Source organism: Pontimicrobium aquaticum, assembly GCF_005047595.1.
GTDB classification, from domain to species: Bacteria; Bacteroidota; Bacteroidia; order Flavobacteriales; family Flavobacteriaceae; genus Pontimicrobium; species Pontimicrobium aquaticum.
The window spans coordinates 1-24,914 of sequence record NZ_SUPL01000010.1 but is presented as its reverse complement, the minus strand read 5'-3'; the positions used below and the strand labels follow the sequence as shown (position 1 = coordinate 24,914).

At 32.6% G+C, this 24,914-nt stretch carries 23 protein-coding genes; 7 read left to right on the top strand and 16 right to left on the bottom strand.

The features are described 5' to 3' along the window. Positions 1-22 precede the first annotated feature (22 nt). The 3 genes from E5167_RS14505 to E5167_RS14495 all read right to left on the bottom strand — a co-directional run bounded on the left by E5167_RS14505 (position 23) and on the right by E5167_RS14495 (position 2,563). Entirely contained in the window at positions 23-607 is a 585-nt protein-coding gene (locus E5167_RS14505) for a porin family protein (RefSeq protein ID WP_136844888.1), read from the bottom strand. Between the two features lie 140 nt (positions 608-747). Beyond that, complete coding sequence (locus E5167_RS14500; RefSeq protein ID WP_136844887.1) at positions 748-1,701, bottom strand: transketolase family protein; 954 nt, start codon at positions 1,699-1,701, stop codon at positions 748-750. A gap of 16 nt (positions 1,702-1,717) precedes the next feature. Further along, positions 1,718-2,563 carry a transketolase gene (locus E5167_RS14495; RefSeq protein WP_136844886.1) on the bottom strand — a complete coding sequence of 282 codons (846 nt, stop codon included), beginning with the start codon at positions 2,561-2,563 and terminating at the stop codon, positions 1,718-1,720. 169 nt (positions 2,564-2,732) lie between these two features. Between E5167_RS14495 and tgt the strand changes: the two genes are divergently transcribed. The 6 genes from tgt (at position 2,733) to E5167_RS14465 (ending at position 10,090) form a co-directional block, all read left to right on the top strand. Further along, positions 2,733-3,863, top strand: a complete 1,131-nt coding sequence (gene tgt, locus E5167_RS14490) for a tRNA guanosine(34) transglycosylase Tgt (RefSeq protein ID WP_136844885.1) — start codon at positions 2,733-2,735, stop codon at positions 3,861-3,863. 3 nt (positions 3,864-3,866) lie between these two features. Continuing rightward, on the top strand, positions 3,867-4,943 hold the full coding sequence (locus E5167_RS14485; protein ID WP_136844884.1) for an LptF/LptG family permease: 1,077 nt from the start codon (positions 3,867-3,869) through the stop codon (positions 4,941-4,943). After that, positions 4,930-5,820, top strand: coding sequence for a DMT family transporter (locus E5167_RS14480; RefSeq protein WP_136844883.1), 891 nt, complete (start codon positions 4,930-4,932; stop codon positions 5,818-5,820). The genes E5167_RS14485 and E5167_RS14480 overlap by 14 nt, the downstream gene beginning before the upstream one ends. Positions 5,821-5,977: 157 nt before the next feature. Next, entirely contained in the window at positions 5,978-6,931 is a 954-nt protein-coding gene (locus tag E5167_RS14475) for an acetyl-CoA carboxylase carboxyltransferase subunit alpha (protein WP_136844882.1), read from the top strand. A gap of 232 nt (positions 6,932-7,163) precedes the next feature. Continuing rightward, entirely contained in the window at positions 7,164-8,702 is a 1,539-nt protein-coding gene (gene dnaB, locus E5167_RS14470; RefSeq protein ID WP_136844881.1) for a replicative DNA helicase, read from the top strand. A 128-nt stretch (positions 8,703-8,830) separates the two neighbouring features. After that, positions 8,831-10,090: an asparagine synthetase B gene (locus E5167_RS14465; protein WP_211242159.1), complete on the top strand. Its 1,260-nt coding sequence runs from the start codon at positions 8,831-8,833 to the stop codon at positions 10,088-10,090. On the opposite strand, the gene E5167_RS15580 is transcribed toward E5167_RS14465, so the two are convergent. The 8 genes from E5167_RS15580 to E5167_RS14430 are packed head-to-tail and all read right to left on the bottom strand — an operon-like array spanning position 10,087 to position 17,628. Continuing rightward, complete coding sequence (locus E5167_RS15580) at positions 10,087-10,440, bottom strand: TSUP family transporter (protein WP_262709591.1); 354 nt, start codon at positions 10,438-10,440, stop codon at positions 10,087-10,089. The genes E5167_RS14465 and E5167_RS15580 overlap by 4 nt on opposite strands. After that, the gene (locus E5167_RS15575) at positions 10,419-10,859 is read right to left on the bottom strand and encodes a sulfite exporter TauE/SafE family protein (RefSeq protein WP_262709590.1); all 441 of its coding nucleotides are present in this window, start codon (positions 10,857-10,859) and stop codon (positions 10,419-10,421) included. The genes E5167_RS15580 and E5167_RS15575 overlap by 22 nt, the downstream gene beginning before the upstream one ends. A gap of 40 nt (positions 10,860-10,899) precedes the next feature. Then, a complete protein-coding gene (locus E5167_RS14455; RefSeq protein ID WP_136844880.1) occupies positions 10,900-11,580 on the bottom strand; it encodes a hypothetical protein in 681 nt (226 codons plus the stop codon). Between the two features lie 12 nt (positions 11,581-11,592). Then, positions 11,593-12,453, bottom strand: a complete 861-nt coding sequence (locus tag E5167_RS14450) for a toll/interleukin-1 receptor domain-containing protein (RefSeq protein ID WP_136844879.1) — start codon at positions 12,451-12,453, stop codon at positions 11,593-11,595. Between the two features lie 52 nt (positions 12,454-12,505). After that, positions 12,506-12,727 carry a hypothetical protein gene (locus E5167_RS14445; protein WP_136844878.1) on the bottom strand — a complete coding sequence of 74 codons (222 nt, stop codon included), beginning with the start codon at positions 12,725-12,727 and terminating at the stop codon, positions 12,506-12,508. Position 12,728: 1 nt separating this feature from the next. Continuing rightward, positions 12,729-14,966 (bottom strand): caspase family protein, encoded by a 2,238-nt coding sequence (locus E5167_RS14440; RefSeq protein ID WP_136844877.1) that lies wholly within the window; start codon positions 14,964-14,966, stop codon positions 12,729-12,731. 2 nt (positions 14,967-14,968) lie between these two features. Continuing rightward, the gene (locus E5167_RS14435) at positions 14,969-15,619 is read right to left on the bottom strand and encodes a hypothetical protein (RefSeq protein WP_136844876.1); all 651 of its coding nucleotides are present in this window, start codon (positions 15,617-15,619) and stop codon (positions 14,969-14,971) included. After that, positions 15,616-17,628 (bottom strand): tetratricopeptide repeat protein, encoded by a 2,013-nt coding sequence (locus tag E5167_RS14430; protein ID WP_136844875.1) that lies wholly within the window; start codon positions 17,626-17,628, stop codon positions 15,616-15,618. The genes E5167_RS14435 and E5167_RS14430 overlap by 4 nt, the downstream gene beginning before the upstream one ends. A gap of 106 nt (positions 17,629-17,734) precedes the next feature. On the opposite strand from E5167_RS14430, the gene E5167_RS14425 reads away from it, so the two are divergent. Further along, complete coding sequence (locus E5167_RS14425) at positions 17,735-17,962, top strand: hypothetical protein (protein WP_211242158.1); 228 nt, start codon at positions 17,735-17,737, stop codon at positions 17,960-17,962. Positions 17,963-18,072: 110 nt separating this feature from the next. On the opposite strand, the gene E5167_RS14420 is transcribed toward E5167_RS14425, so the two are convergent. From E5167_RS14420 to thrS, 5 genes are all read right to left on the bottom strand, one after another. Further along, positions 18,073-21,327, bottom strand: a complete 3,255-nt coding sequence (locus tag E5167_RS14420) for an amidohydrolase family protein (protein ID WP_136844874.1) — start codon at positions 21,325-21,327, stop codon at positions 18,073-18,075. A 152-nt stretch (positions 21,328-21,479) separates the two neighbouring features. Then, entirely contained in the window at positions 21,480-21,824 is a 345-nt protein-coding gene (gene rplT / locus E5167_RS14415; RefSeq protein WP_136844873.1) for a 50S ribosomal protein L20, read from the bottom strand. A 92-nt stretch (positions 21,825-21,916) separates the two neighbouring features. Then, positions 21,917-22,114, bottom strand: a complete 198-nt coding sequence (gene rpmI / locus E5167_RS14410; RefSeq protein ID WP_136844872.1) for a 50S ribosomal protein L35 — start codon at positions 22,112-22,114, stop codon at positions 21,917-21,919. A 51-nt stretch (positions 22,115-22,165) separates the two neighbouring features. Further along, positions 22,166-22,681: a translation initiation factor IF-3 gene (infC, locus tag E5167_RS14405; RefSeq protein WP_136844871.1), complete on the bottom strand. Its 516-nt coding sequence runs from the start codon at positions 22,679-22,681 to the stop codon at positions 22,166-22,168. A gap of 58 nt (positions 22,682-22,739) precedes the next feature. Next, positions 22,740-24,686, bottom strand: a complete 1,947-nt coding sequence (gene thrS, locus E5167_RS14400) for a threonine--tRNA ligase (protein ID WP_136844870.1) — start codon at positions 24,684-24,686, stop codon at positions 22,740-22,742. Positions 24,687-24,914: the final 228 nt, after the last annotated feature.

The following is a 24,914-nucleotide window of genomic DNA, read 5'->3' as shown; positions in this document are numbered from 1 at the left end:
GAAGCGGCTCTTTTATTTATATTTATAATGCTACAGCAAAACTCAATATTAATTGATCTGGCCTTGTATCAATCCTACTAGTGCTTGCAAGCCCATTGTTATTAATAAAGGTTGCTTCGTTATCATTAAAACCTCTTTCATAACGTAAATCTACACCAATTTTATTGAGATTTAAACCAATCCCAAAATTAAGTCCAACAGTAAAATCTTTATTAACATCATTAATAGAAATACCATCAAATTCGGTATCTAAAATGTATTGTAATGAAGGACCTCCAAAAACTGATATTGGTCCTAAAACTTTAACTCCTACCAATAAAGGAGCATCAATTTTTTCCATTGTAAAATCATCACTGTCATAATCACTTTTAGTTTTAGTGTACATTATTTCTGGTCTAAAATATACTTGATTACCTATTTTACCAAACAGACCAATATGATAGCCAATATTTCTATCAGGATGTTTTGCGTTATCACCTATAGACTCAAAATAATCACCGTTTGCGTTATAGTTTAACCCACCTTTTATTCCAAAGGATGATCCATTTTGCGCAAAAGCAAATGTGCAAGTGGTTGTTAGTGCTACTAATAAAATTAGTTTTCTCATAATATTCGTTTTAAGATTTAAATGTTTATGTATCAAAAACGTTGCCAAGTCTATATTATTTTTTACGAGTAAAATTAATTTATAAAAAAAGGTTCTTTTAAATCAATAAAAGAACCTTTAATAAAATATATTATTTGCTGTTATTTTCTACCTATAACAGTTTTTGCTTTTTTAATGATAGCAGTACTGTTAAGTCCGTATTTTTCCATAAGCTGTGCAGGTGTTCCAGACTCACCAAATGTATCGTTAGTTGCAACAAACTCCTGTGGTGTTGGGTTGTTTAGTGCTAATACTCGCGATACACTTTCTCCTAAGCCTCCAAGGTAGTTATGCTCTTCGGCAGTAACAATGCATCTTGTTTTTGCTACAGAATTTAGTATAGCTTCTTCATCCAAAGGTTTAATGGTGTGTATGTTAATTACTTCAGCAGATATACCTTCTTCAAATAGTGCCTTTGACGCTTCAAGAGCTTCCCAAACCAAATGTCCTGTGGCAACTATAGTTACATCATTACCTTCAGTCATTTTAACTGCTTTTCCAATTTCAAATTTTTGGTCAACTGAAGTAAAAATAGGTACAGAAGGTCTTCCAAAACGTAAATACACAGGTCCATTATGTTCTGCTATAGCAAGTGTAGCTGCTTTTGTTTGGTTATAATCACAAGGGTTAATAACGACCATTCCTGGTAGCATTTTCATTAGTCCTATATCCTCAAGAATTTGGTGTGTAGCACCATCCTCTCCAAGTGTTAAGCCAGCATGCGAAGCACAAATTTTTACATTTTTTCCTGAATAAGCAATAGACTGACGAATTTGGTCGTAAACACGACCCGTTGAGAAATTTGCAAATGTTCCAGTGAAAGGAATTTTACCACCAATAGTTAAACCAGCTGCAATTCCCATCATATTTGCTTCGGCAATTCCTACTTGGAAAAAACGCTCAGGATTTTCTTCAATGAATGTATCCATTTTAAGTGACCCAACTAAATCAGCACATAATGCTACAACGTTAGGGTTAGTTCTTCCTAATTCTGCTAAACCAGCTCCAAAACCAGAGCGTGTATCTTTTTTTTCTGTATATGTATAAGTTTTCATTCTCTTGTTTATTGAATTAGTAATCACCTAAAGTTTCTGGGTTTTGACTTAAAGCAGACGCTAATTGCTCATCGTTTGGCGCTTTACCATGCCAAGCATGAGTATGCATCATAAAATCTACGCCATTACCCATCATTGTTTCTAATAAAACGCAAACTGGTTTTCCTTGTCCTGTTTTAGATTTAGCTTCAGCCATTCCTTTTAAAATAGCATCTATATCATTTCCTTCTTTTATTTCTACAACTGTCCAATCAAAAGCTTCAAATTTAGCTTTTATATTTCCCATGGCTAATACATCATCAGTAGCGCCATCAATCTGCTTTCCGTTTAAATCAACGGTAGCAATTAAATTATCTACTTTTTTTGCTGAAGCATACATAATGGCTTCCCAGTTTTGACCTTCTTGTAGCTCACCGTCACCATGTAAACTATAAATTAAATGACTGTCATTATTTAATTTTTTTGCTTGAGCTGCTCCAATAGCGACAGACATTCCTTGACCTAAAGAGCCAGAAGCAATTCTTATTCCTGGTAAACCTTCGTGAGTTGTTGGATGGCCTTGTAATCTAGAATTAATAAGTCTAAAGGTGTTAAGTTCTTTTACTGGGAAATATCCAGATCTAGCTAAAACGCTATAATAAACTGGAGAAATATGACCATTTGATAAGAAGAAAAGATCTTCTTCAATTCCGTCCATATTAAAACCTTCGTTTCTATCCATGATTTCATTGTAGAGTGCTACAAAAAATTCGGCACAACCAAGTGAACCACCTGGGTGACCAGAATTTACTTTATGTACCATTCTTAAAATGTCTCTTCGAACTTGTATAGTTAAGTCCTTTAGTTGTTGTGTGTTTGGCATGTTAAGTGAGTTACTTTTAAGGCGCAAAAATAGGTTTTTAGAGGGTTTAAAAAAAGGAAAATCATAGCATTGTTAAAAAGCTTTTAGTATTGTTAATAAGTTAATTTAATTAGAATTCTAATGGTTAGAAATTTGAGTTAATTATCTTTGCTGGCGATAAAATAAATGAATGATTTTTAAACTAGAAGGGAAGGATTCTCAAAGTAAAGCTAGAGCTGGAAGTATTACTACAGATCATGGTAAAATTGAAACACCAATATTTATGCCTGTTGGTACTGTAGCTTCGGTTAAAGGCGTGCATCAGCGGGAGTTAAAAAATGATATTAACCCAGACATTATTCTTGGTAATACCTATCATTTATACTTAAGACCACAAACAACTATTTTAGAGAAAGCAGGAGGCTTACATAAATTTATGAATTGGGGTAGAAATATTTTAACCGATTCTGGTGGCTACCAGGTATATTCTTTATCTGCAAATAGAAAAATAAAGGAAGAAGGTGTGAAATTTAAAAGCCACATAGATGGAAGTTATCACACTTTTACACCTGAAAATGTGATGGAAATACAGCGAGCTATAGGAGCTGATATTATCATGGCTTTTGATGAATGTACTCCTTATCCTTGCGATTATAATTACGCAAAACGCTCTATGCACATGACGCATCGTTGGTTAGATAGGTGTATAAACCATCTAGAGAAAACACCTTTAAAATATGATTATAATCAGGCATTTTTTCCGATTGTACAAGGAAGTACTTATAAAGACTTAAGAATGCAGTCTGCTGAATATATTGCAAATTCTGGAGCTGTTGGTAATGCCATTGGAGGACTTTCTGTTGGTGAACCAGCAGAAGAAATGTATACGATGACTGATGTGGTTTGTAATATACTTCCCGAAGATAAACCACGTTATTTAATGGGAGTTGGAACACCAATAAATATTTTAGAAAATATTGCTTTAGGTGTAGATATGTTCGATTGCGTGATGCCAACTCGTAATGCACGTAATGGTATGTTGTTTACCGCTCATGGAACTATAAATATTAAAAATAAAAAGTGGGAAGACGATTTTTCGCCAGTCGATGAAATGGGAATAACTTATGTAGATACAGATTATACCAAAGCTTATTTGCGTCATCTTTTTAGTGTTAACGAAAGGTTAGGTGCGCAAATAGCAACCATTCATAATTTAGGATTTTATTTATGGTTGGTACGTGAAGCTAGAAAACATATATTAGCAGGAGATTTTAGAACTTGGAAAGACAATATGGTTAAACAAATGGATAAGCGTTTGTAGTTAGTGAAAATACTTGATTGGTACATATTAAAGCGATATCTAGTAACATTTTTAATGATGTTACTATTGTTTATTCCCATAGGGATTACAGTACATCTATCTGAAAAAATCGATAAAATACTTGCTAATAATGTGCCTTTTCCAGAAGTAGCTCAGTACTTTTTAGATTTTACAATTTATTTTGCGAACCTTTTATTTCCCTTATTTTTATTTTTATCAGTTATCTTTTTTACATCTAAATTAGCTAATAACACCGAGGTTATTGCCTTTTTAAGTTCGGGTGTTTCTTTTTCAAGATTTTTAAGACCTTATATAATTGGGTCAGTAATAGTAGCTTTGTTTGCACTTATATTGGGTATGTATTTGGCACCAAATGCAAGTAGAGGGTTTAATCAGTTTTACTATAATTATCTAAGTGGTAATAAAAAAGCTATAGATAGCGAACAACTCTATAGGCAAATAAATGAGAACGATGTTATTTATGTAAAAGAGTTTGATGCAGAAAATAATTCTGGAAGACAATTTACTTTAGAACACTTTGAAGATAACAAGCTTATTTATAAAATTGAGGCAGACAATATTAACTATGTTGAACGAGATAGTACATATAGATTGAGACAATATGTTAAGAGAATTATTGGAGAGAATGATGATGAAATTATTCAAAAAAGAAGATTAGATACATTGTTTGTATTTGATTTAGAAGATTTAATGCCAGTAAAATACATTGCAGAAACGCTTAGTTACGTAGACCTTAATGCATTTATAAAAAAGGAAGAGTCCCGAGGCTCATCAAACATTGGCAGATATAAAGTGGTGCTCTACAAAAAATGGAGCTTACCTGTTTCTATTTTTATACTTACCATTATTGCTGTGGCAGTATCTTCAAGGAAACGAAGAGGAGGAATGGGAGTTAACCTTGCCTTTGGAATTTTTATTGCTATGATTTATGTGTTTTTTGATAAGGTTTTTGGTGTTATGGCAGAACAGTCAAATTTTTCGCCAGCAATAGCAGTATGGTTTCCTAATATCATTTTTGGTACCTTAGCTATCTATCTACTTTATAATGCTAAGCGATAAACTAAAAAACTATTTACATCTTCATTTACTTGTTTTTATTGCTGGATTTACAGCAATTTTAGGAGAGCTTATTTCAATTGGATCCATACCTTTAGTGTGGTTTAGAATGCTAATAGCTTCAGTAATTTTAATAGGTTATTTAAAATTCAGGAAGATTAATCTAACTATTAATTTAAAAGCAATTCTTAAATTCTTTTTAGCAGGAATTATTATCGCACTACATTGGATTACATTTTTTGAGTCCATAGAGCAATCCAATATCTCAATTGCATTAGCAATGTTTTCTACTGGTGCTTTTTTTGCATCTTTTATTGAACCTATATTCTTTAAGCGAAGCATAATATGGTATGAAATAGTATTTGGAATTATGGTTGTTTTTGGTGTTTGGTTAATTACAAAAACCGAATTAAAATACTTAAACGGAATTTTACTAGGAATAGCTTCAGCCTTTTTTTCGTCCTTATTTGCAGTAATAAATGGAAAATTTGTAAAGCGCTATAGCGCATCTGTTATTTCATTTTACGAGTTTATAAGTGGCGTACTATTTATATCATTATTTATCATTTTTTTTGGAGAAGGATTTAGTAAAGATTTTTTTATTTTAAGTAATTTAGATTGGTTATACCTTTTCATACTTGGCTCTATCTGTACAGCATATGCTTTTATTGCGGCAGTTTATATTATGAAATATATAAGTCCATATACTGTTGTGTTAACTTATAATTTAGAGCCTATTTATGGAATAGTATTAGCTATTATTTTGTTTCCAATCAAAGAAAAAATGAGTTTAGAATTTTACTTAGGAGCCTTTATAATATTTAGTGTTGTTATACTCAATGGCATATTAAAAAACTCAGAAAAGAAAAAAACACTATAAATTAGTTACTCCTTTTTAAAAAAAGATCTATCATTACTGTACGTAATTGTTTGATATATAATATTTCATAAATTAAAACAGCATTTCATTTTGTTTCTAATTTTAAAACAAAATAAAATATGTAATTTTGTAGGCTAACTAACAAACTTAAATTTCTATGGAATATTTAGAATTTGAGCTCCCAATTAAAGAGTTGGAAGAACAACTGCAAAAATGCCAACTTATTGGTGAAGAGAGTGAAGTAGATGTTACAGAAACCTGTAAACAAATAGAAAAAAAATTAGACGAGGCAAAAAAGGATATCTATAAAAACCTAACCGCTTGGCAACGAGTACAATTATCAAGACACCCTAACAGACCATACACTTTAGATTATATTAAAGCAATTTGTGGTGATACATTTTTAGAACTACATGGAGACAGAAATGTAAAGGACGATAAAGCTATGGTTGGTGGGCTCGGTAAAATTGGAGACCAAAGTTTTATGTTTATAGGTCAGCAAAAAGGATACAATACCAAAACAAGGCAGTACAGAAACTTTGGAATGGCAAATCCTGAAGGTTATAGAAAAGCATTGCGCTTAATGAAATCTGCTGAGAAATTTGGAGTCCCTGTTGTAACACTTATTGATACTCCTGGAGCTTACCCTGGTTTAGAAGCCGAAGAACGTGGGCAAGGTGAAGCCATTGCTAGAAATATTTTAGAAATGACACGTTTAAAAGTACCAATTATATGTGTTGTAATAGGTGAAGGAGCATCAGGAGGTGCTTTAGGAATTGGTGTAGGCGATAAAATATTAATGCTTGAAAATACTTGGTATTCGGTTATTTCTCCAGAGAACTGCTCATCTATCTTATGGAGAAGTTGGGAGTTTAAAGAACAAGCAGCCGAAGCATTAAAGCTAACAGCAAAAGATGGAAAGCGACTTAAGGTTATAGACGAAATTATTAAAGAACCTCTAGGAGGCGCACATAAAGATAGAGAAGCAACATTTGTAGCAGTTAGTAATGCAATTGTAAAATCTTATGACCAATTTAAAAACTTATCACCAAAGGAATTGGTAAAACAACGTATGGAAAAATATTCTCAAATGGGAGTTTATAAAGACTAAACACCTATTAATCATATATTAGAAAGATCCGAGGTTTGTAACTTCGGATTTTTTTATCACTATTAACAATATTTGCAACTTATTAACAATTAGAATGTTGACTTATAGTGAACAATGTTGTAACTTATATACCTTGAATAAACTCTTAATTTAGTTACTTTCGCTTTTGCTATTAATAGCATGATTAATCCTAAAAAAGAGTATTTTAATACCTCAATAAACTAAAGAACTAATGAAACAACCTAATCAATTACAAGGCTTTAAAGTAGATAAAAGCACTTTAATTAGTCTAGAAAAAGGTAAAATCCCTCCACAAGCTATTGACTTAGAAGAAGTCGTTTTAGGCGCAATGATGATTGATAAAAAGGGAGTTGATGAGGTTATTGATATTTTAAGTCCAGATGCTTTTTATAAAGAAGCACATCAATATATTTTTGAAGCTATTTTTAAATTATTTGAAAATAGTGAGCCTATTGATTTGTTAACTGTTTCCAGTCAGCTTAAAAAAGATAGTAAGTTAGAAATGGTTGGAGGCGATTTTTATTTAATTTCTCTAACTCAAAAAGTATCTTCTTCAGCACATATTGAATTTCATGCTCGTATTATTTTGCAAAAATTTATTCAACGTAGTTTGATTAAAATTTCAAGTGAAATTATTGAAGAATCTTATGATGAAACTAAAGACGTATTCGATCTTTTAGACAAAGCCGAATCAAAACTTTACGAGGTTACTCAAGGAAACATTAAAAAATCATCAGAAACCGCTCAAGAGTTAGTAATTCAAGCAAAAAAGAAAATTGAAGAAATCTCTAATAAAGAGGGCTTAAGTGGTATTCCATCTGGTTTCGATAAGCTTGATAAATTAACTTCTGGTTGGCAAGAAAGCGATTTAATTATTGTGGCTGCTAGACCTGGTATGGGTAAAACAGCATTAACACTAACTATGGCAAGAAATATTGCTGTAAATCAAAATATTCCAGTAGCGTTTTTCTCCCTAGAGATGGCATCAGTACAATTAATTACCAGATTAATTTCCTCAGAAACAGGATTATCTTCAGAGAAATTAAGAACTGGTCGTCTAGAAAAACACGAATGGGAACAACTTAATGTAAAAGTAAAAGCGCTAGAAAAAGCACCTTTGTTTATTGACGATACACCATCATTGTCTATTTTCGATCTTCGTGCCAAAGCAAGACGTTTATCGTCACAACATGGTATAAAATTAATTGTAATTGATTACTTGCAGTTAATGACAGGAGGAGGCTCGCATGGAGGAAACAGAGAGCAAGAAATATCAATGATTTCTCGTAACCTTAAAGCATTGGCTAAAGAATTAAGTGTGCCAGTAATAGCTTTGTCACAATTATCACGTGCGGTTGAAACTCGTGGTGGCAGTAAGCGACCGTTGCTATCAGATCTTCGTGAATCTGGAGCGATAGAGCAAGATGCCGATATTGTATCATTTATTTACCGTCCAGAATATTATAAAATTGATGAATGGGATGATGAGGAACGTACTCCAACCGATGGACAAGCAGAATTTATTGTAGCAAAGCACAGAAATGGTGGCTTAGAAAACATACGATTAAAGTTTATTGGCCATTTAGGTAAGTTCGATAATTTAGATGATTTCGATTCACCTTTTGGAAATGAATTTCATTCTAAAATGAATGCAGCAGCAAATGATGATACATTTAAGACAGATAATTTCCCAAGTGCAAACGAAGCTTTTGGTGCTCCAGAGCAGGAAGACGATGATGTTCCATTCTAAGTGATTAATCTAAAATTATCTTAATTTTTTCTGCTCGGAATAATTTTTAAGTATCTTTCCGTTATAAATCTAGTTATTCGTCATTTTGAAGCATAGCGAGAAATTACATAAAAAAGCTCCCAAAGTAGATGAGAAAGAACTTAATTATAGTATTGTTATTCTTTTTAAGCATTAATGTTTATGCTTCCTACATCCTTATCCCTATGGATGCCGAAGGACAAAAAAATCATTTAAAAGCTTATGGGATTACTTTTTGGACATTAGAAAAGCAACAAAAAGTAAAATGGTTGCTTAATTATAAAGGAGGCTCGTTTTTATTGCCAGATTTTGAAGAAATACGAAAAGAATGTCAAATTAGAGGTGTATCCTTTGAAGTGATTAGCGATGCAAAAGCCGAAAGTATTTTGCAAGAAATAAGCAGTCCTAGTCAAAACATGGAAGCTGTAGTTTTGGAGAAAGCACCTAAAATAGCAGTATATACACCTTATGGAAAACAGCCTTGGGATGATGCAGTAACAATGGTATTAACCTATGCCGAAATTCCTTATGACACGATTTATGACGAAGAGGTTTTAAATGATGCCTTGTTGTTATATGATTGGCTGCATTTGCACCATGAGGATTTTACAGGACAGTATGGAAAATTTTACAGAAGTTACCGAAGTGCACCTTGGTATATAAAAGAAAAGAAAGCAGCTGAAGAATTAGCTGAAAAATTAGGATATAGTAAAGTATCGGAAGCGAAGTTGGATGTAGCTTTAAAAATTAGAGATTATGTAGTTGGAGGAGGGTTTATGTTTGCCATGTGCAGTGCTACTGATAGTTTTGATATTGCCTTATCTGCCGAAGGTATCGATATTTGCGAACCAATGTTTGATGGAGATGGAAGTGATGCTAATTACCAAAGTAAAATAGATTATAGTAAAACGTTTGCGTTTACCGATTTTATTTTAGAGCGTAGTCCAAATGTATATGAGTTTTCATCTATCGATATGACTCAAAAACGTCGCATCCCTAAAACAACCGATTATTTTACCTTGATGGATTTTTCTGCTAAATGGGATCCTATTCCAACAATGTTAAATCAAAACCATACAGCTTTAGTAAAAGGGTTTATGGGACAAACCACTTCGTTTTCAAGAGACGAAATAAAATCTAAAGTATTAGTATTAGGTGAAAATAAAACCAACGGTGAAGCTAAATATATTCATGGTATAAAAGGAAAAGGCTTTTTTACCTTTTATGGAGGGCATGACCCTGAAGATTATACACATAGAGTAGGAGACCCAAAAACCGAATTAGATCTACATCCAACTTCTCCTGGTTACAGGCTTATTTTAAATAATGTCTTGTTTCCGGCTGCCAGAAAGAAGAAACAGAAAACTTAAATTAAACCAATTCCTAAAGCAATAGACACTAATATTAGGAACACAGCCACAAACTTTTGAATAAACTTTAAAGTGACTTTCCTTAATAATTTATGACCAACAATAGCACCAATAATAGCAGCTAGTGTTGCACTTATTATTAATGGAATATTTTCATACAACCCAGATTCTAGCATCCTTGTTGAATACATCGATATTCGTGTAAAATCTACTAAACATGAAATAACAACTGCGGTACCAATAAAGGCTTCTTTTGTTAAACCAGCTTTAATCAAAAAAGCAGTTCTTAGCGCACCTTGGTGCCCTGAAAGCCCACCAAAAAAACCACTTAAAAAGCCACCAAAAGGCAATTGTTTTTTATGAATTGTAGCTTGTCAAAAAATGGTAATAGTTCAATAACCGAAAAGATAATAAGTAAAATAGCTATAATTAGTTTAACAGGAGTAATTTCAAATAATCTCTCACCAATGTTGTAACTATATATAGATTGTAAATCGGTTATGTTTAAAAGCACCCAAGCACCTATAAAAGCTGCAATAATTGCTGGAATGCCAAAGCGTAGTAAAACACTTTTGTTAGCCTTATTACCAACAAGAATGAGTTTAAAAACATTGTTAAAAAAATGTACAACTCCTGTGAGTGCAATAGCTAATTCTATTGGGAAGAATAGTGCGAAAACTGGCATTAAAATTGTGCCTAAACCAAACCCTGAAAAAAAAGTAAGAATTGCTGTTAAAAAAGCAACTAGGCAAATAATTACATATTCCATAATGTAAGATAGAGAAACGCTTTATGATGAAAATAACAAGTTAAAATTTAATTTGAATAAAAACTGCATTACCAGCAGTTTCCACATCTAAAACTTGAGCTTTGCTACCTCTTTTCCATGCATCACTGTCATTATTTTGTCCAGTCACATTACCTCCCGAAAAGTTTCTATATGTAATTCTGTTCGAAGTATTGTTTTCAACAAGATCTCCCACTATTGGTAATGCATCACCAGAAGGAGTCTCATCTTTTCTGTAAATGACTTCCATAACACGATCACTAGATATTTTATCACCACTTTTTCTTCCACAAAATAACCAAACAGTTTTTCCAGTAGTCTCATTTAGTTTTATGTTTTCTAGCGCCATTGCTCTATACTCATCTTTGGCTTCTGGTTTGCCAGTATGCAATATGTAATTTATGTAGGCAGAAGTGTTCTTTGCTTCATCTGTTTGATTCCAAAACCCAATTGGTGTTTGACTTTTTTCTAATCTAGTAATAGTTGCCTTTAACTCTATGTTCTTGTTTTCTAAATCAACCAATTGTTGTTCAATGGTTTTTTCTTGCCCTACAATCGTTTCTCCTTGTTCTTTTTTAGTCTTTTCACTGCTTAGTGCATAAGCCATAAAGCCAGCAATTAGTAAAACAATAATAATGTAGAGTACACGACTGTTTTTATCTTTTTTTTCAATTTCTTTTATTTTGTCGTCAATGCGTTTCATAAGATTAGTGGGTTAAAGGGTAATATAATTGTAAAACTCATTATTGAAATCTTCAATTTCTTTGTTGGAAAGTCTATTCATGACACGAGTTAAACGCTCGCGTTTTAATTTGAGTAATCCCATGAGTTCTATGTTTCGAGCTCTTTTTTTATTGGCTCCTATTGGTCTAACAGCCAAAAAACTAATTGAAAGACAACCTACAACGATCATCCAAGTCTGAACATCAAGATTAAAACTTAAAAGTACACCCAGTAGAATAACACTCAAAGCAATAACAAAAATAATTAGCTGTTTGTTCTTGCTAATTGCTTTTTTATGCATTTCAGAAGCTTTGTCTATTTCTTCTTTAGAAACCAGTAGGTCTTCTAAATTGGATTCTTGGTATTGAATTTCGTCAGATTTAGTATGATCAGTATTAACTGATTCTTTTTGTGGAGCTTCAGACACACCTATTAGGTTGAGTATTTTTTTTAGATTGGCAGCCGCTTTTTCTTGAAGCCCAAGAAAAGATAAAATATCGTGAATTGCCTTATCTGGATTATTTGCTAAGTCGGCATATTGCCTGCGTTGCCAGCGCATGGGCAACTTACATTCTTCAATAAGAATAGGTACCATTTTTTTCTTTGTATTGATAGCTATGGAAACTTCATCTTGAACATTTGGTGATTCAACCGAAGTTTGCGATAAAATCAGCATAAAGGTTCCTGATTTTTCCAAGGCCTCTTCAATGGCATTATCCCAGTTTTCACCAAGGCCAATACCTAATTGATCTATCCAAACATTAGCCCCTAAACTTTGCAATTCTTTTACAAGTCCCAAAGCAAATGGCCTGTCTTTACTAGAGTAACTTACAAAAATAGTTTCTGCACTCATGTTATTAGTTTTTAGTTTGTTAGGATTAATTAAGGGATTGTTAATATAGTCATTATTTCACTAAATTGTACGTTTTTTTAAATATCTCCTTATCACAAGGGTACATTTCACCGCTAACACCTACCATTAACCAATCTCCTTTATTGCCTTTCATTGTGCCTTCTAAAGTTTCGACTACAAAAGGCTCATCTATTTGAATACATTTTATAGGAATGGGTTTTTTAACGGCTTTTTGAAACTTTAAATTAGGTATGGTTTGCTTAAAAGTTAACATATTAACTTAGTAATTGCGCTTTTAAAAACTGCGTAAACTCATCATTTTCTTTGTTTGTTAGAGCAACATAACCTGCATAAGCATTGGTATGCATAGATACTTTTTCTCTTACAGGAATATCCTTAGAAGCTTTAATGTAAAATTCTTTTGCTGTTTCCCAATTGCCTAAATACATATTTGCTTCGGCTACGGTTGCGAACTTCCAAAGATCATCATCGCAATGTTGAGTTGCTTCTAGTGCTTGATTAGCATATTTTTTCATTTCGCCTTTCCCTGTTTCAGGATCGGTTACTATACTTAAAAACGCTAAATTGATAGCGTGATAATAAATTTGTGAATGAACTTCATTTTCAACTGAAATTTCCAATGCTTTATTATAATAGTCACGAGCCAATTGACTGGATTTAAAAGAATAGGTTTTTAAGTAGTCGCGTTTATGTCGTCCACCAATTATTCCCATTAAATCGGTATTACTTTGTGCAATAGGATGGTTGTTTAATATATCGTAAACGTCATCCTTTCGTTCTAGACCTTCTAAAGCAAAAATAAGTTGGGTTAAACCTCTTTTATCCAAATCATCTTTTTTAGGAAGAAGTTCCTTAATCACAGCATCATATTTACCAAGAGTTAAATTAATTTCTTCTTTATTAGTGAATTGATTAAAAAATTTGCTTCCTGTTAATGTGTTTAAAATTAAAGCGTATGCATCATCTTTTTCATCTTTGGGTTTTACCATCATTAAATGTTTACCATCAACAAATTCACAATGCTCTTGAGCAAATGGTTTGTGTGAGGAATCAATCGATACATATTCATCTTCAGATGAGGCAGCAATTTTTAATTTAAAAGGATAGTTGCCGTTGAAAGTATTCTTCCAATTAGTGCGTAAAGATTTTATAAAGCTGCCTTCACTACTCATTTCACTATATTTTTTGTTCCATTGTTTTGTTAAAACTTCAGGAGCAATACCATTACTAGGTGTACCAAACATAATGAGATGAGAAATTCTATTTCTATTATCTTCATCTAAGCCTAGAATAGCTTTTTGAGCGACTAACCCACCCAGGCTGTGTGCTACAATGGCAATGCGATCATAGTCTTTAAATTTATATTTAATGGATGTTTTTAAAAAACCAGCTATTTTATCTACATCACGAATAGCTCCCCAAATATCTTTCCCAAGTTTTGGTTGTACTATAGGAGCATAACCTAACGGTTTCATGGCCCAACCATTAAAATTTGAGTCGGATTGCAGCATTGATGGAATGTTTCCAAAAGTGTCTTTTGATTCTCCTGAAAGCCCATGAACAAAGAGCAATAAGTTATTGCCTTCATCTCTTTCCCAAGATACCGCTGAATCATCACTCTTTGATGATACAGTTTCTAATTGCTGAATATGATTTTTAAATTTATTAGTAACAATTTTATCTCTCTTATCTTTCGGGATATAGCAAATGGCAAAATCACTACTCATTTGCAAGTTGGCATAAGGTGTTTGATCTTTTACAATATCGCTTCTTTGCTTTAGCTTTTCAATTAATTCTGGAGTTCTTTCAAATACGTAATTAACAGTTTCTACAGTTCTAACAAATTCATCAGCAAAAAAGTGCTTATGAGTTGCTTTAAAAGCTTCTTTTAAACATGTTGTAAAAACACTGTCATTCTCATCTCCCCATGACAACTCAGAGGCTTGCGAAGAAGCTAGTATAACCATGCCTCGTTCGTCGTCTATTTCTTGTGCTAGACCTTCTAACGTAGAATCTTTATGTAATACTTGTTGTTTAACGTTTTTTGAAATAGTTTGAGAAATAATGTCATCTTTTCCATCAAAAAAGGATCCAGAATGACAACAGTCAAAAAGCATAAATATCTTTTTTGACTTCATTTTACTTAATCTTTCTCTTATTTCTTGTCCAGACACATAATTTGAATTTGAAATAATTTTATCATGAGGACATAAGTACGATATACCTTGTTCATAACCACCATGACCAGAGTAGTACATTAAAAACGACGAGTTCTCATTTGTTTTTTCTACTATATCATCTAACTCCGAAAGTATTCTATTCATAGTAGCATCTCCATCTAGTAGTAACGAAATATTCTCTTTTTTATAGCCACAAAGTTCTTCGTTTGTAAGAATATCGTATATACTTTGAGCATCCTTAAGAACACTTTCTGTTTTTTGCTTATAATCAACACCAATGATTAGTGCATATGCATTTTCAAGATGATTCATAGTTAGAGTTTAGCTGATAAATTTTTGAATAATGTTTTCATTTGAGAAACTTGTTCAAAAGTAATTTTTGGAGAATTTAAGGCCAAATTGTTAAGTTCTATTAGGGTTTTTAATTGACTTGATAAATCTCTCTTAATTATATTTCTATCAACTAACTCACTTGTTAAAGCAAAGTTTGAGGAAGCTGTAGTAGTAATTCCATTTTCAGAGGTGATACTTTTTAATTTCTGATTAATAGAATCCTGTAACACTAACAGTTCTTGATAAGGTGTTTCAGCATGACTCCTTTTAGGCGTAATTCCTTCACCGTTTTTAGGGTTGATGCCTCCTCCGTCTTTAGGATTAATACCTCCACCATCTTTAGCGTGAATACCAGCAGAACCAATTCCTATTAACTTGGTTGCTTCTTGAAGCTTATCTTCAATAAAGTTCATTTCAAACCCTTGAGCTCCTGCTTTAATAGAACCTAGGCTGTTAATTACTTTTCCAATATGTTTTTTGAACATGTAGAGTCCAACAATCATTGCAATTGGCCAAATTATTACATCCAATAAATTTATTATTTGGTCTAATGTATCAGGTTCGCCAGCTGCTTTCTCGGCGGTTTTTTCGATTTCTTTAGCAACTTGTCCTACTTTTTTAAAATTTATCATAATGCTTTATTTTTCCAATAGTTTAAATGATTTTTAAATTCTTGGGTATCTTTTAATGTTTTAAAATGTGGATCATGGTGAAATGTAGATGGAGTGAAATTATATCCTTGAACAATCGCTTTTAACATATACTCTAATGCCTTTGTCTTATCTCCAATAGATGCATAATATTGAGCCCAACCATAATCAACAGCACCAAATTGATAATCAGTTTTTAATCTATCTAGTTTTTCAATAGTAGTTTTAGCTGTTTCAAAATTTCCGTTGTTGAAATTTGATACAGCTAAATACACTAAGTAGTCTATATCACTTGGATATTGCTGGTGTAAAGTCTCAAATATATTTTGGGCATTTAAATAATTACCTTTGTAGTAATATGCTTGAGCTAAATAATAAGGGTTAGATTCAGAATTCTGTTTGATAATAATTTCATTAAAATAGTTATTGGCTTCATCAATTTTATTTGCATTAATTAACTGTATTCCAGTAAAACTATATAGATAATTAATATCGTTTGTAGAAGCTGTTAAAGCATATTGAGATATGTAATTTTTTAACTCAACAAATTTACCTGATTTAACATAAGCATTAATTAGCGGACGTTTTAAGTAATTAGCTTCAATAGTATTAGTAATAGGAACAAGTGTTTTAATGACTTCATCATAGTTGCCTATTTCAACATCTGCCAACCCTTTTAGATAATACCTATAGCCACAACGTGAACAATTCTCCAAAACATAATCATCCATTGGAATTTCATCGTAAATAGCTTGAATATCTTTTGGACGATTTACAAATTGTAAAGCAATAGTCATTAACGATTGATTGGTGTTAAGATCTAGATAAGCAAGTTCATATTCATTTTTTAATGCTCTATATGCTTTATCGTTTTTTCCATTTACGATAGATTCAAAAAATAACATCCAGTTTTTTTGTCGATTACTTAGTTTGGAGTTAACAACTACTGTTTTTCTTAAGGAGTCTAACTCTTTAAAAAGCCCATTGTTATAATAATAAGATAGCTTATGGACTTTTGGTTCAAAAAAATCAGGGTCTTTTTCTATTGATTTATTTAGATACTCTAAGTGTAACTTATTATTACCTGTATTATCTAAAGCATCAATTAAGTATATATAGGCCTCGGAGTTTGGAGGTGTTTCTTCATAATATGAAGCTTTTTGATTATTATCTTTTTTAATATAGCCTGAGTCATCCTGTCGATCTTCTGTGAGCAAATAACCAAGTATTTCTTGTTTTAATTTTTCGGCACAGCCTAAAGGGTTATCTTGGTCGCACGTAATTGTTTCAAATGAAATAAGGGTTCTATCCATTGACCCAGTTTTAATGGATGCTTGTAGTAAAAGTTTTCCCTTTTCCTCATAAAAAACACCATCTATAACTTTACCCGGTTTTAAATAGTTTTTCAATAAATTGTTAAGATCAATACTACCAGCTTGAGATTTTAAAACATTAGAGTAATCGTTCACAATTTTAGATGAAAACACTTGACCAACTTCTTTTTCAGTAATACCATGACTTATATATCTTGCTGCAATTTTACCAACCTTATCCAAACTTTCATCACCTGTTGTATTTTCAAAATCCAATACTGCAATTTTGTCGTTTCCTTTTAACTCTTCCAATGAAAAATTTTCCCCAAAATTGTTTTTAATAATTAGAGTTGTGGCAATTCCAGAAAGTAAGCCAATAACAAATAAAGAAGAAAAGTACATCTTTTGAAATGCACTTTTATTATAAGGTGTAGTTGGGTCTTCAGTTTGTTGAATTTCGTATTTAAGTAACCTGAACTTCCATACATAGTAGATATAAATAGGGAAACCAATTAGTAAAATAATTATAAGATAGGCTACACTTTTTTCTGGTAAACCAAGTGGGTCAGCAATGAGGGCTAGTACTTGCAAAATCACCCAACTTGACACGATATAAATTGAAAGCATTTTAAACACATGCTTTTTATGACACTCTCTAATAAAACCTTTTAGGTTCATATTCAGTTGATTAAAGTGGTTAGTTGAGTAGAAAGGGGATTAATAGCTTGTTAAAGTTACATTTTTTCAGTAATATAGTGAATAATTAATTTTAAAAAACTGTATTATGGCACAAGACGGAGGAGGAATCAACCCAAAAGACGGAGGAGGAATCAACCCAAAAGATGGAGGAGGAATCAATCCAAAAGATGGAGGAGGTATCAACCCTAAAGACGGAGGAGGCATCAACCCAAAAGATGGTGGTGGAATAAACCCTAAAGACGGAGGAGGCATCAACCCAAAAGATGGTGGTGGAATAAACCCTAAAGACGGAGGAGGTATTAACCCTAAGTAAAAGTTATTGAAGTAGTACTATTTAATGCTTAAGTTATTGCCCTAATACATTTGTAATATTACTTAAAATAGAAAAGCCAATTCTATCTGAATTGGCTTTTCTATTAAATTTTAATGAGTTCCTATGATACAACCACAAGTTTCTCTTGTGAAACTTTGACTTTCTTCATGCCAAGGAAAAGCCACATTGTATTTATTGTTTTCCCAATAGAATTTACCTCGCTTATTTTGATGGTTACCTATTTCGTTCATAGTTTTAGTGTCATATAAACGACCGTTAATCATTGTGTAAATGACACTTTCAGTGTTTCTGATATTGTCTAGAGGGTTTTTATCTAATACAATTAAATCAGCAAGTTTTCCAGTTTCTAGAGATCCAATATCATTTCCAGCTCCAATATATTCTGCACCATTAAGTGTAGCAGCTCTTAGTGCTTCCATATTGGTCATTCCTCCTTGTTGTAACATCCAAAGTTCCCAATGTGCACCTAAGCCTTGTAACTGGCCATGAGCCCCTAAATTTACTTTTACACCAACATCTGTAAGTGCTTTACATACTTTGGAGGTAGCCACATAACCGTTGTCATATTCTTCTTGAGGCACCATCACACGATGTCTTGAGCGCGCATCAACAATGCTTCTAGGTATATACTTTAATAATTTTTCGTTTTCCCAAACATTGGTGTTTTGATACCAATAATATTCACCACTCATACCTGCGTAATTAACAACAAGAGTAGGTGTGTAACCTGTATTGCTATTTCCCCAAAGCGTCATGACATCTTTATAAACAGGCGCAATCGGGATGTTATGTTCCACACCAGTATGACCGTCCATAATCATAGTCATATTATGATAAAAGGTTGAGCCTCCTTCAGGTACTACAAAAATACCTTCTTCGCGCGCAGCTTGCAGTACTTGTTGACGCTGTTCACGACGTGGTTGATTATAACTTTTAACTGATAATGCACCAAATGCTTTGGTGCGTTTAATTGAAGAACGAGCATCATCTAAACTATTAATTACAGCTTTAAAATCACCTTCGGCACCATATAAAATATGACCAGTTGAATACAATCTAGGACCTACTAAGGTTCCGTTTTTTTGTAATTCCGATAAAGCAAAAACAGCTTGTGTATTTGCTGAAGGGTCATGTGCAGTAGTAACACCAAAAGCTAAATTTGCATAAAATTGCCAATGCTTTTGAGTTGTTAAACCATCTCTAAAACCTCCTATGTGTGCATGTGCATCTACAATTCCTGGCATAATCGTTTTTCCAGAAATATCATAGACTTTAGCATTTGAAGGGATTGAAACTTCCGAAGCGATTCCTATAGCTTCAATTTTATTTTGGTTAATGACAATTGTTCCATTTTCAATAACTTTATCACCTTCCATTGTAATAATTCGAGCATTTTTAAATGCGATTCTACCACTAGGTTTATCTGTTTCAACTTCAAGATTTATGGTCACTTTTGGTTTTGTAACCAGTTTTGTGTCTAATGAAGCAGGAGCAGAGTAGTACTCGTTGCCTAAAGTCCAATGAATGGTTTTGCTATCATTAGACCAATGTAGATTAATTCCAGCATCTTTTGTTAATTGAGTGACTGGAACAAAGCTTGTTTTATCAGTTAAATCAAGTGATTTTCCTGCTTGTGGCATTGGAGCCATATATACTTTAAATAAATGAATAAATGCCACCCATTTTCCATCTGGACTTGGTAATAACCTGTTTCCGTTTTTAGATGTTATATGTGTTCTTTCATCTTTTCCATTTAAATCTACACTCTTTAATTGCTTGGTTAATGCACCACCAAAGGTGCCTCCATTCTGAAAGATTATCCTTTTATCATTTTGAGAAAACATAGGATAATCTCCTTGACGTGTTAAGAACTTATTATTGGAACCATCTGCACTCATAACATATAGTCCTGTTTTTTTAGTAAAAGTTCTCCCTTGGTCACCATTACCACCTTCTTTTCTGTAAACAATTTTAGAATCGTTGTTTGAATATGATGGGTTTCTATATATTCCTTTTTCAGAGTTTAATTTTTTAGGCGTACCTCCATTTGAAGAAACAGAATAAATGGCTCCTAGATTTTCGTCATTCCAAGTCACATAAACTATTTGTGAGCCATCAGAAGAATAAGAAGGTTCAAATTCAAAATCTGTTCCTTGTGTTAAACGTTTTGGTTTACCTTTAGGTAATTTCATTGTATATAAATAACCTAAAGCATTAAATACAATAGCTTTGCCATCAGGCGATGTTTTTACATCTCTAATTACTTTTGCATTAAATTCATTTGGCGCAACTGGTGTGTCAAACTCTATTGCTTTAGCAATCTTTATTTTTGTGTTAACTTCAAAAGGAATGTTGGTTACTTGCAGCGTATTCACATTTACTTTATTGATTTTTCCACCAGACCAAAACACAATACTATCGTCATTTGGTGTCCAACTATAATTGCTATACACTCCAAAAATTGCCCAAGCCTCTTGTTGGTCTTTATTGAGTCCATCAAAAATTGGCCATTCTTCACCTGTTTCTAAATCATGAATATAAAGGACTGTTTTTGTACGCACACGCTTCACAAATGCTAGTTTTTTTCCATCATTAGATATTTGAGGTCTTGCAGCTCCTCCTGGACCTCCAGTAATTCTTTCGGTTTTTCCTGTTTCAAAATCATAACGATTGATGACATAAATTTGACTATTGGGATCTTTGTTATATTGAAAAAATCCTCCAGGATAGACATCTTCACTATAATACATATAGCGTCCATCTTTTGAGATACTAGGTTCGTTTACGTCTTGTTGGTCGTTTTTACGTTTAGTGATTTGAATACCACTTTTACCAGATAAGTGATACATCCACATTTCACCAGCACCTAACGAACGAGTGGAAGAGAAGTGCTTTCTTGCGACTATATATTCTCCGTCTGGAATCCAAACGGCATTATTTAGAAGTCTAAAATTTTCTTTGGTGATTTGTTTGGCATCACTACCATCTATATTCATAGTCCAAATATTATCGCCGCCGCCAGCATCACTGGTAAATGAAATGGTTTTACCGTCGGGACTAAAGCGTGGTTGTATTTCAAAGGCTAAACCTGTTCTTAAGGCTGTAGCTTTTCCACCATTGGAGTTCATAATAAAAATATCTCCAAGGAGGTCAAAAACAATTTTTTTTCCATCAGGACTAACATCTACGTTCATCCAAGTGCCTTCATTAGTGTTTAGAGGTACTTCTTTAAAATTCCATTCACCTTCTGGATTTGATACATCCCATTTCTTATCTTTTTCTTGAGCAGAAATGGTTGTAGAAATTAAAAACAGGGCAATTAGTAATTGTTGAATTCGATTCATTTTATGAGAAAATTTTTATGAATTTGAAAGATACTAAAAATGAATCTTGATTTTGAAATTAGTTATTCACAAAAGTTTTATAAAATAAAAAGTCCGATTCATTTGAATCGGACTTTAATAAGCGAAATATATTATACAATAGGCAAAACGCCTTATTTTACTTTATTTACAATTGCTTTAAAAGCTTCAGGATTATTCATAGCTAAATCGGCTAAAACCTTACGGTTTAATTCGATGTTGTTAGCTTTTAATTTTCCCATAAATTGTGAATATGACAATCCGTGTTGTCTAGCTCCTGCGTTAATACGCATAATCCATAATGCACGGAATGTTCTTTTTTTGTTCCTACGGTCTCTATACGAGTATTGCATCGCTTTATCAACCGCATTTTTTGCTACTGTCCAAACGTTTTTACGTCTTCCAAAGTAACCTTTTGCTTGCTTAAGAACCTTTTTTCTTCTGGCTCTTTTTGCAACTGAATTTACTGATCTTGGCATAATTTTAAATTTTTTTGTAGTAGGCGGTTGAAAATCAACTCTTGTAAAAGCCTAACTCCATGGTTTATAAATAATTTTAACCTAAGCGTTAATTACTTTAAACGTAATTGTTGCTTAATGTTTGCTTCATCGCTCTCATGTACTAATGTACTGTGAGTTAAAGCTAGCTTACGCTTTTTAGATTTTTTTGTCAATATATGACTCTTAAAAGCGTGCTTTCTTTTGATTTTTCCAGTTCCAGTTAACTTAAAACGTTTTTTGGCACTAGATTTGGTTTTCATTTTAGGCATTGTTCTCCTCTTTATTTAAATTCACTTCGCTTATACTATTATTGATTTTGTTTACTTTACCTTTTTTGGAGCAATAAACATAATCATTCTTTTTCCTTCTAATTTTGGCATCTGTTCAACTTTTCCAAACTCCTCCAAATCTTGTGCTAGACGCAATAATAAGATTTGACCTTGTTCTTTAAATACAATTGAACGTCCTTTAAAAAACACAAATGCTTTAAGCTTTGCGCCATCTTTTAAGAACTTTTCTGCATGCTTCTTTTTAAATTCGTAATCATGGTCATCTGTATTTGGACCAAAACGAATTTCTTTTACAACTACTTTCGTAGCTTTAGATTTTAAAGCCTTATCACGTTTCTTTTGTTCATAAAGAAACTTTTTATAATCCATAACTTTACACACAGGAGGGCTTGCCTTTGGTGATATTTCAACAAGATCTAAACCTTGTTCATCAGCTATTGCTAATGCTTGTGATGTTTTATAAACACCTATTTCAACATTATCACCAACCAAGCGAACTTCTGGTGATGTTATTTTTCTATTAATCCTGTGTTGGTCTTCCTTAATTATTCTAGCTGGACCTCTATTTCTTCTTCTACGTATTGCTATGGCTTAAAAATTTTAGTTATACTTTAAATTGTTTTAATGTTTTATGTATTTCTGTTTCAACAATTTTTGAGAAATCTTCTACACTTATCATGCCTAAGTCTTCTCCACCATGTTGACGAACACTAATCTTATTTTCGTTTTCTTCATTTTCACCAACAATAATCATATATGGGATTTTATTCATTTCGGCTTCCCGAATTTTTTTTCCCATGGTTTCATTTCTATTGTCAATGAGGGCGCGAATTTCGTTATTTTCTAACAAATTTAAAACTTTTTCGGCGTATTTTTCATATTTCTCACTAATAGACAGAATAATAACTTGCTCAGGCATTAGCCATAAAGGGAAATTCCCACCTGTATGTTCTAGTAAAATAGCTACGAAGCGTTCCATACTTCCAAACGGAGCTCTATGGATCATTACAGGTCTATGTAGTTCATTATCACTGCCTTTATAAGATAAATCAAAACGTTCAGGTAAATTATAGTCAACTTGAATTGTACCAAGTTGCCAACTTCTACCTAAGGCATCTTTTACCATAAAATCTAATTTAGGGCCATAAAAAGCCGCTTCTCCACTTTCAATTACATAATTTAATCCTTTGTCCTTCGCCGCATTGATGATAGCTTGTTCTGCTTTCTCCCAATTTTCTGGATCACCAATGTATTTTTCTGGAGTATCTAAATCTCTTACCGAAACCTGTGCAGTAAAATTTTCAAAACCTAATGAGCCAAATACATAAAGCACAAGATCAATCACTTCTTTAAACTCTTTATCTAATTGGTCAGTAGTGCAAAAAATATGAGCATCATCTTGAGTAAAACCTCTAACTCTTGTTAATCCATGTAATTCTCCACTTTGTTCATATCTATATACGGTTCCAAATTCGGCATAACGCTTTGGAAGTTCTTTATAGCTAAAAGGTTTAGCATTATAAATTTCACAATGATGTGGACAGTTCATTGGTTTTAGTAAAAACTCCTCATCTTCTTTTGGCGTTTTAATTGGCTGAAAACTATCTTCTCCATATTTAGCATAATGACCAGAAGTTACATATAATTCCTTTTGACCAATATGAGGTGTTACTACCATTTCGTAACCAGCTTTTTGTTGTGCTTTTTTTAGAAAATCTTCTAAACGAGCACGTAAAGCAGCACCTTTAGGTAACCACAAAGGTAGCCCTTGACCAACTTTTTGCGAAAAAGTAAACAGCTCAAGTTGTTTTCCAAGCTTTCTATGGTCGCGCTTTTTTGCTTCTTCTAAAAGCTCTAAATATTCTTTTAGTTCTTTTTGTTTAGGAAATGAAGTGCCATAAACACGAGTAAGTTGCTTATTGTTTTCATCACCTCTCCAATAGGCACCAGCAACACTCAATATTTTTACAGCTTTAACAATTCCTGTATTTGGAATATGTCCACCACGACACAAATCAGTAAATGTAGAATGATCACAAAATGTAATCTCACCATCCACAAGATTCTCAATAAGTTCTACTTTATATTCATTTCCTTGTTCTTTATATAATGATAGTGCATCTGCTTTAGAAACCGATTTCATTTTAAACTCATGCTTGCCACGAGCAATTTCTAACATTTTATCTTCAATAGCTTTAAAATCTTTATCAGAAATACTTCTATTTCCTAAGTCGATATCATAATAAAAACCATTTTCAATAGCTGGTCCTATAGATAGTTTTACACCAGGGTAAAGTTCTTCTAAAGCTTGAGCCAAAATATGTGCCGATGAATGCCAAAAAGCTTTTTTGCCTTCGTCCTCTCTCCATGTATATAAAACAAGGTTACCATTGGTGGTTAAAGTAGTAGAAGTTTCGATAGTTACATCATTAAACTTTGCAGAAATAACATTTCTTGCAAAACCTTCGCTAATATCTTTTGCAACATCCATTGCAGTAATGTTATTGTCATAACTTCTTACGCTGCCATCTGGTAAAGTAATCTCGATCATAGGTGGTTATAAATTTATAAGCGCAAAGATAATAGGATAATAAATGACATACAATATATATATAAGGTATATTTTTTAGTGTATTTAAGTTTATTCGTTATGACCTTTCCCTTCGCTTTGGTTTGGTATGGAATTTTTTCATGTGATAATTAGTTGAGTTATAGTGTTTATAGTATTGAGTTATAAAAAAGAATAAGAAAAGACTTGTGAGGATAAAAATGCGGTGTA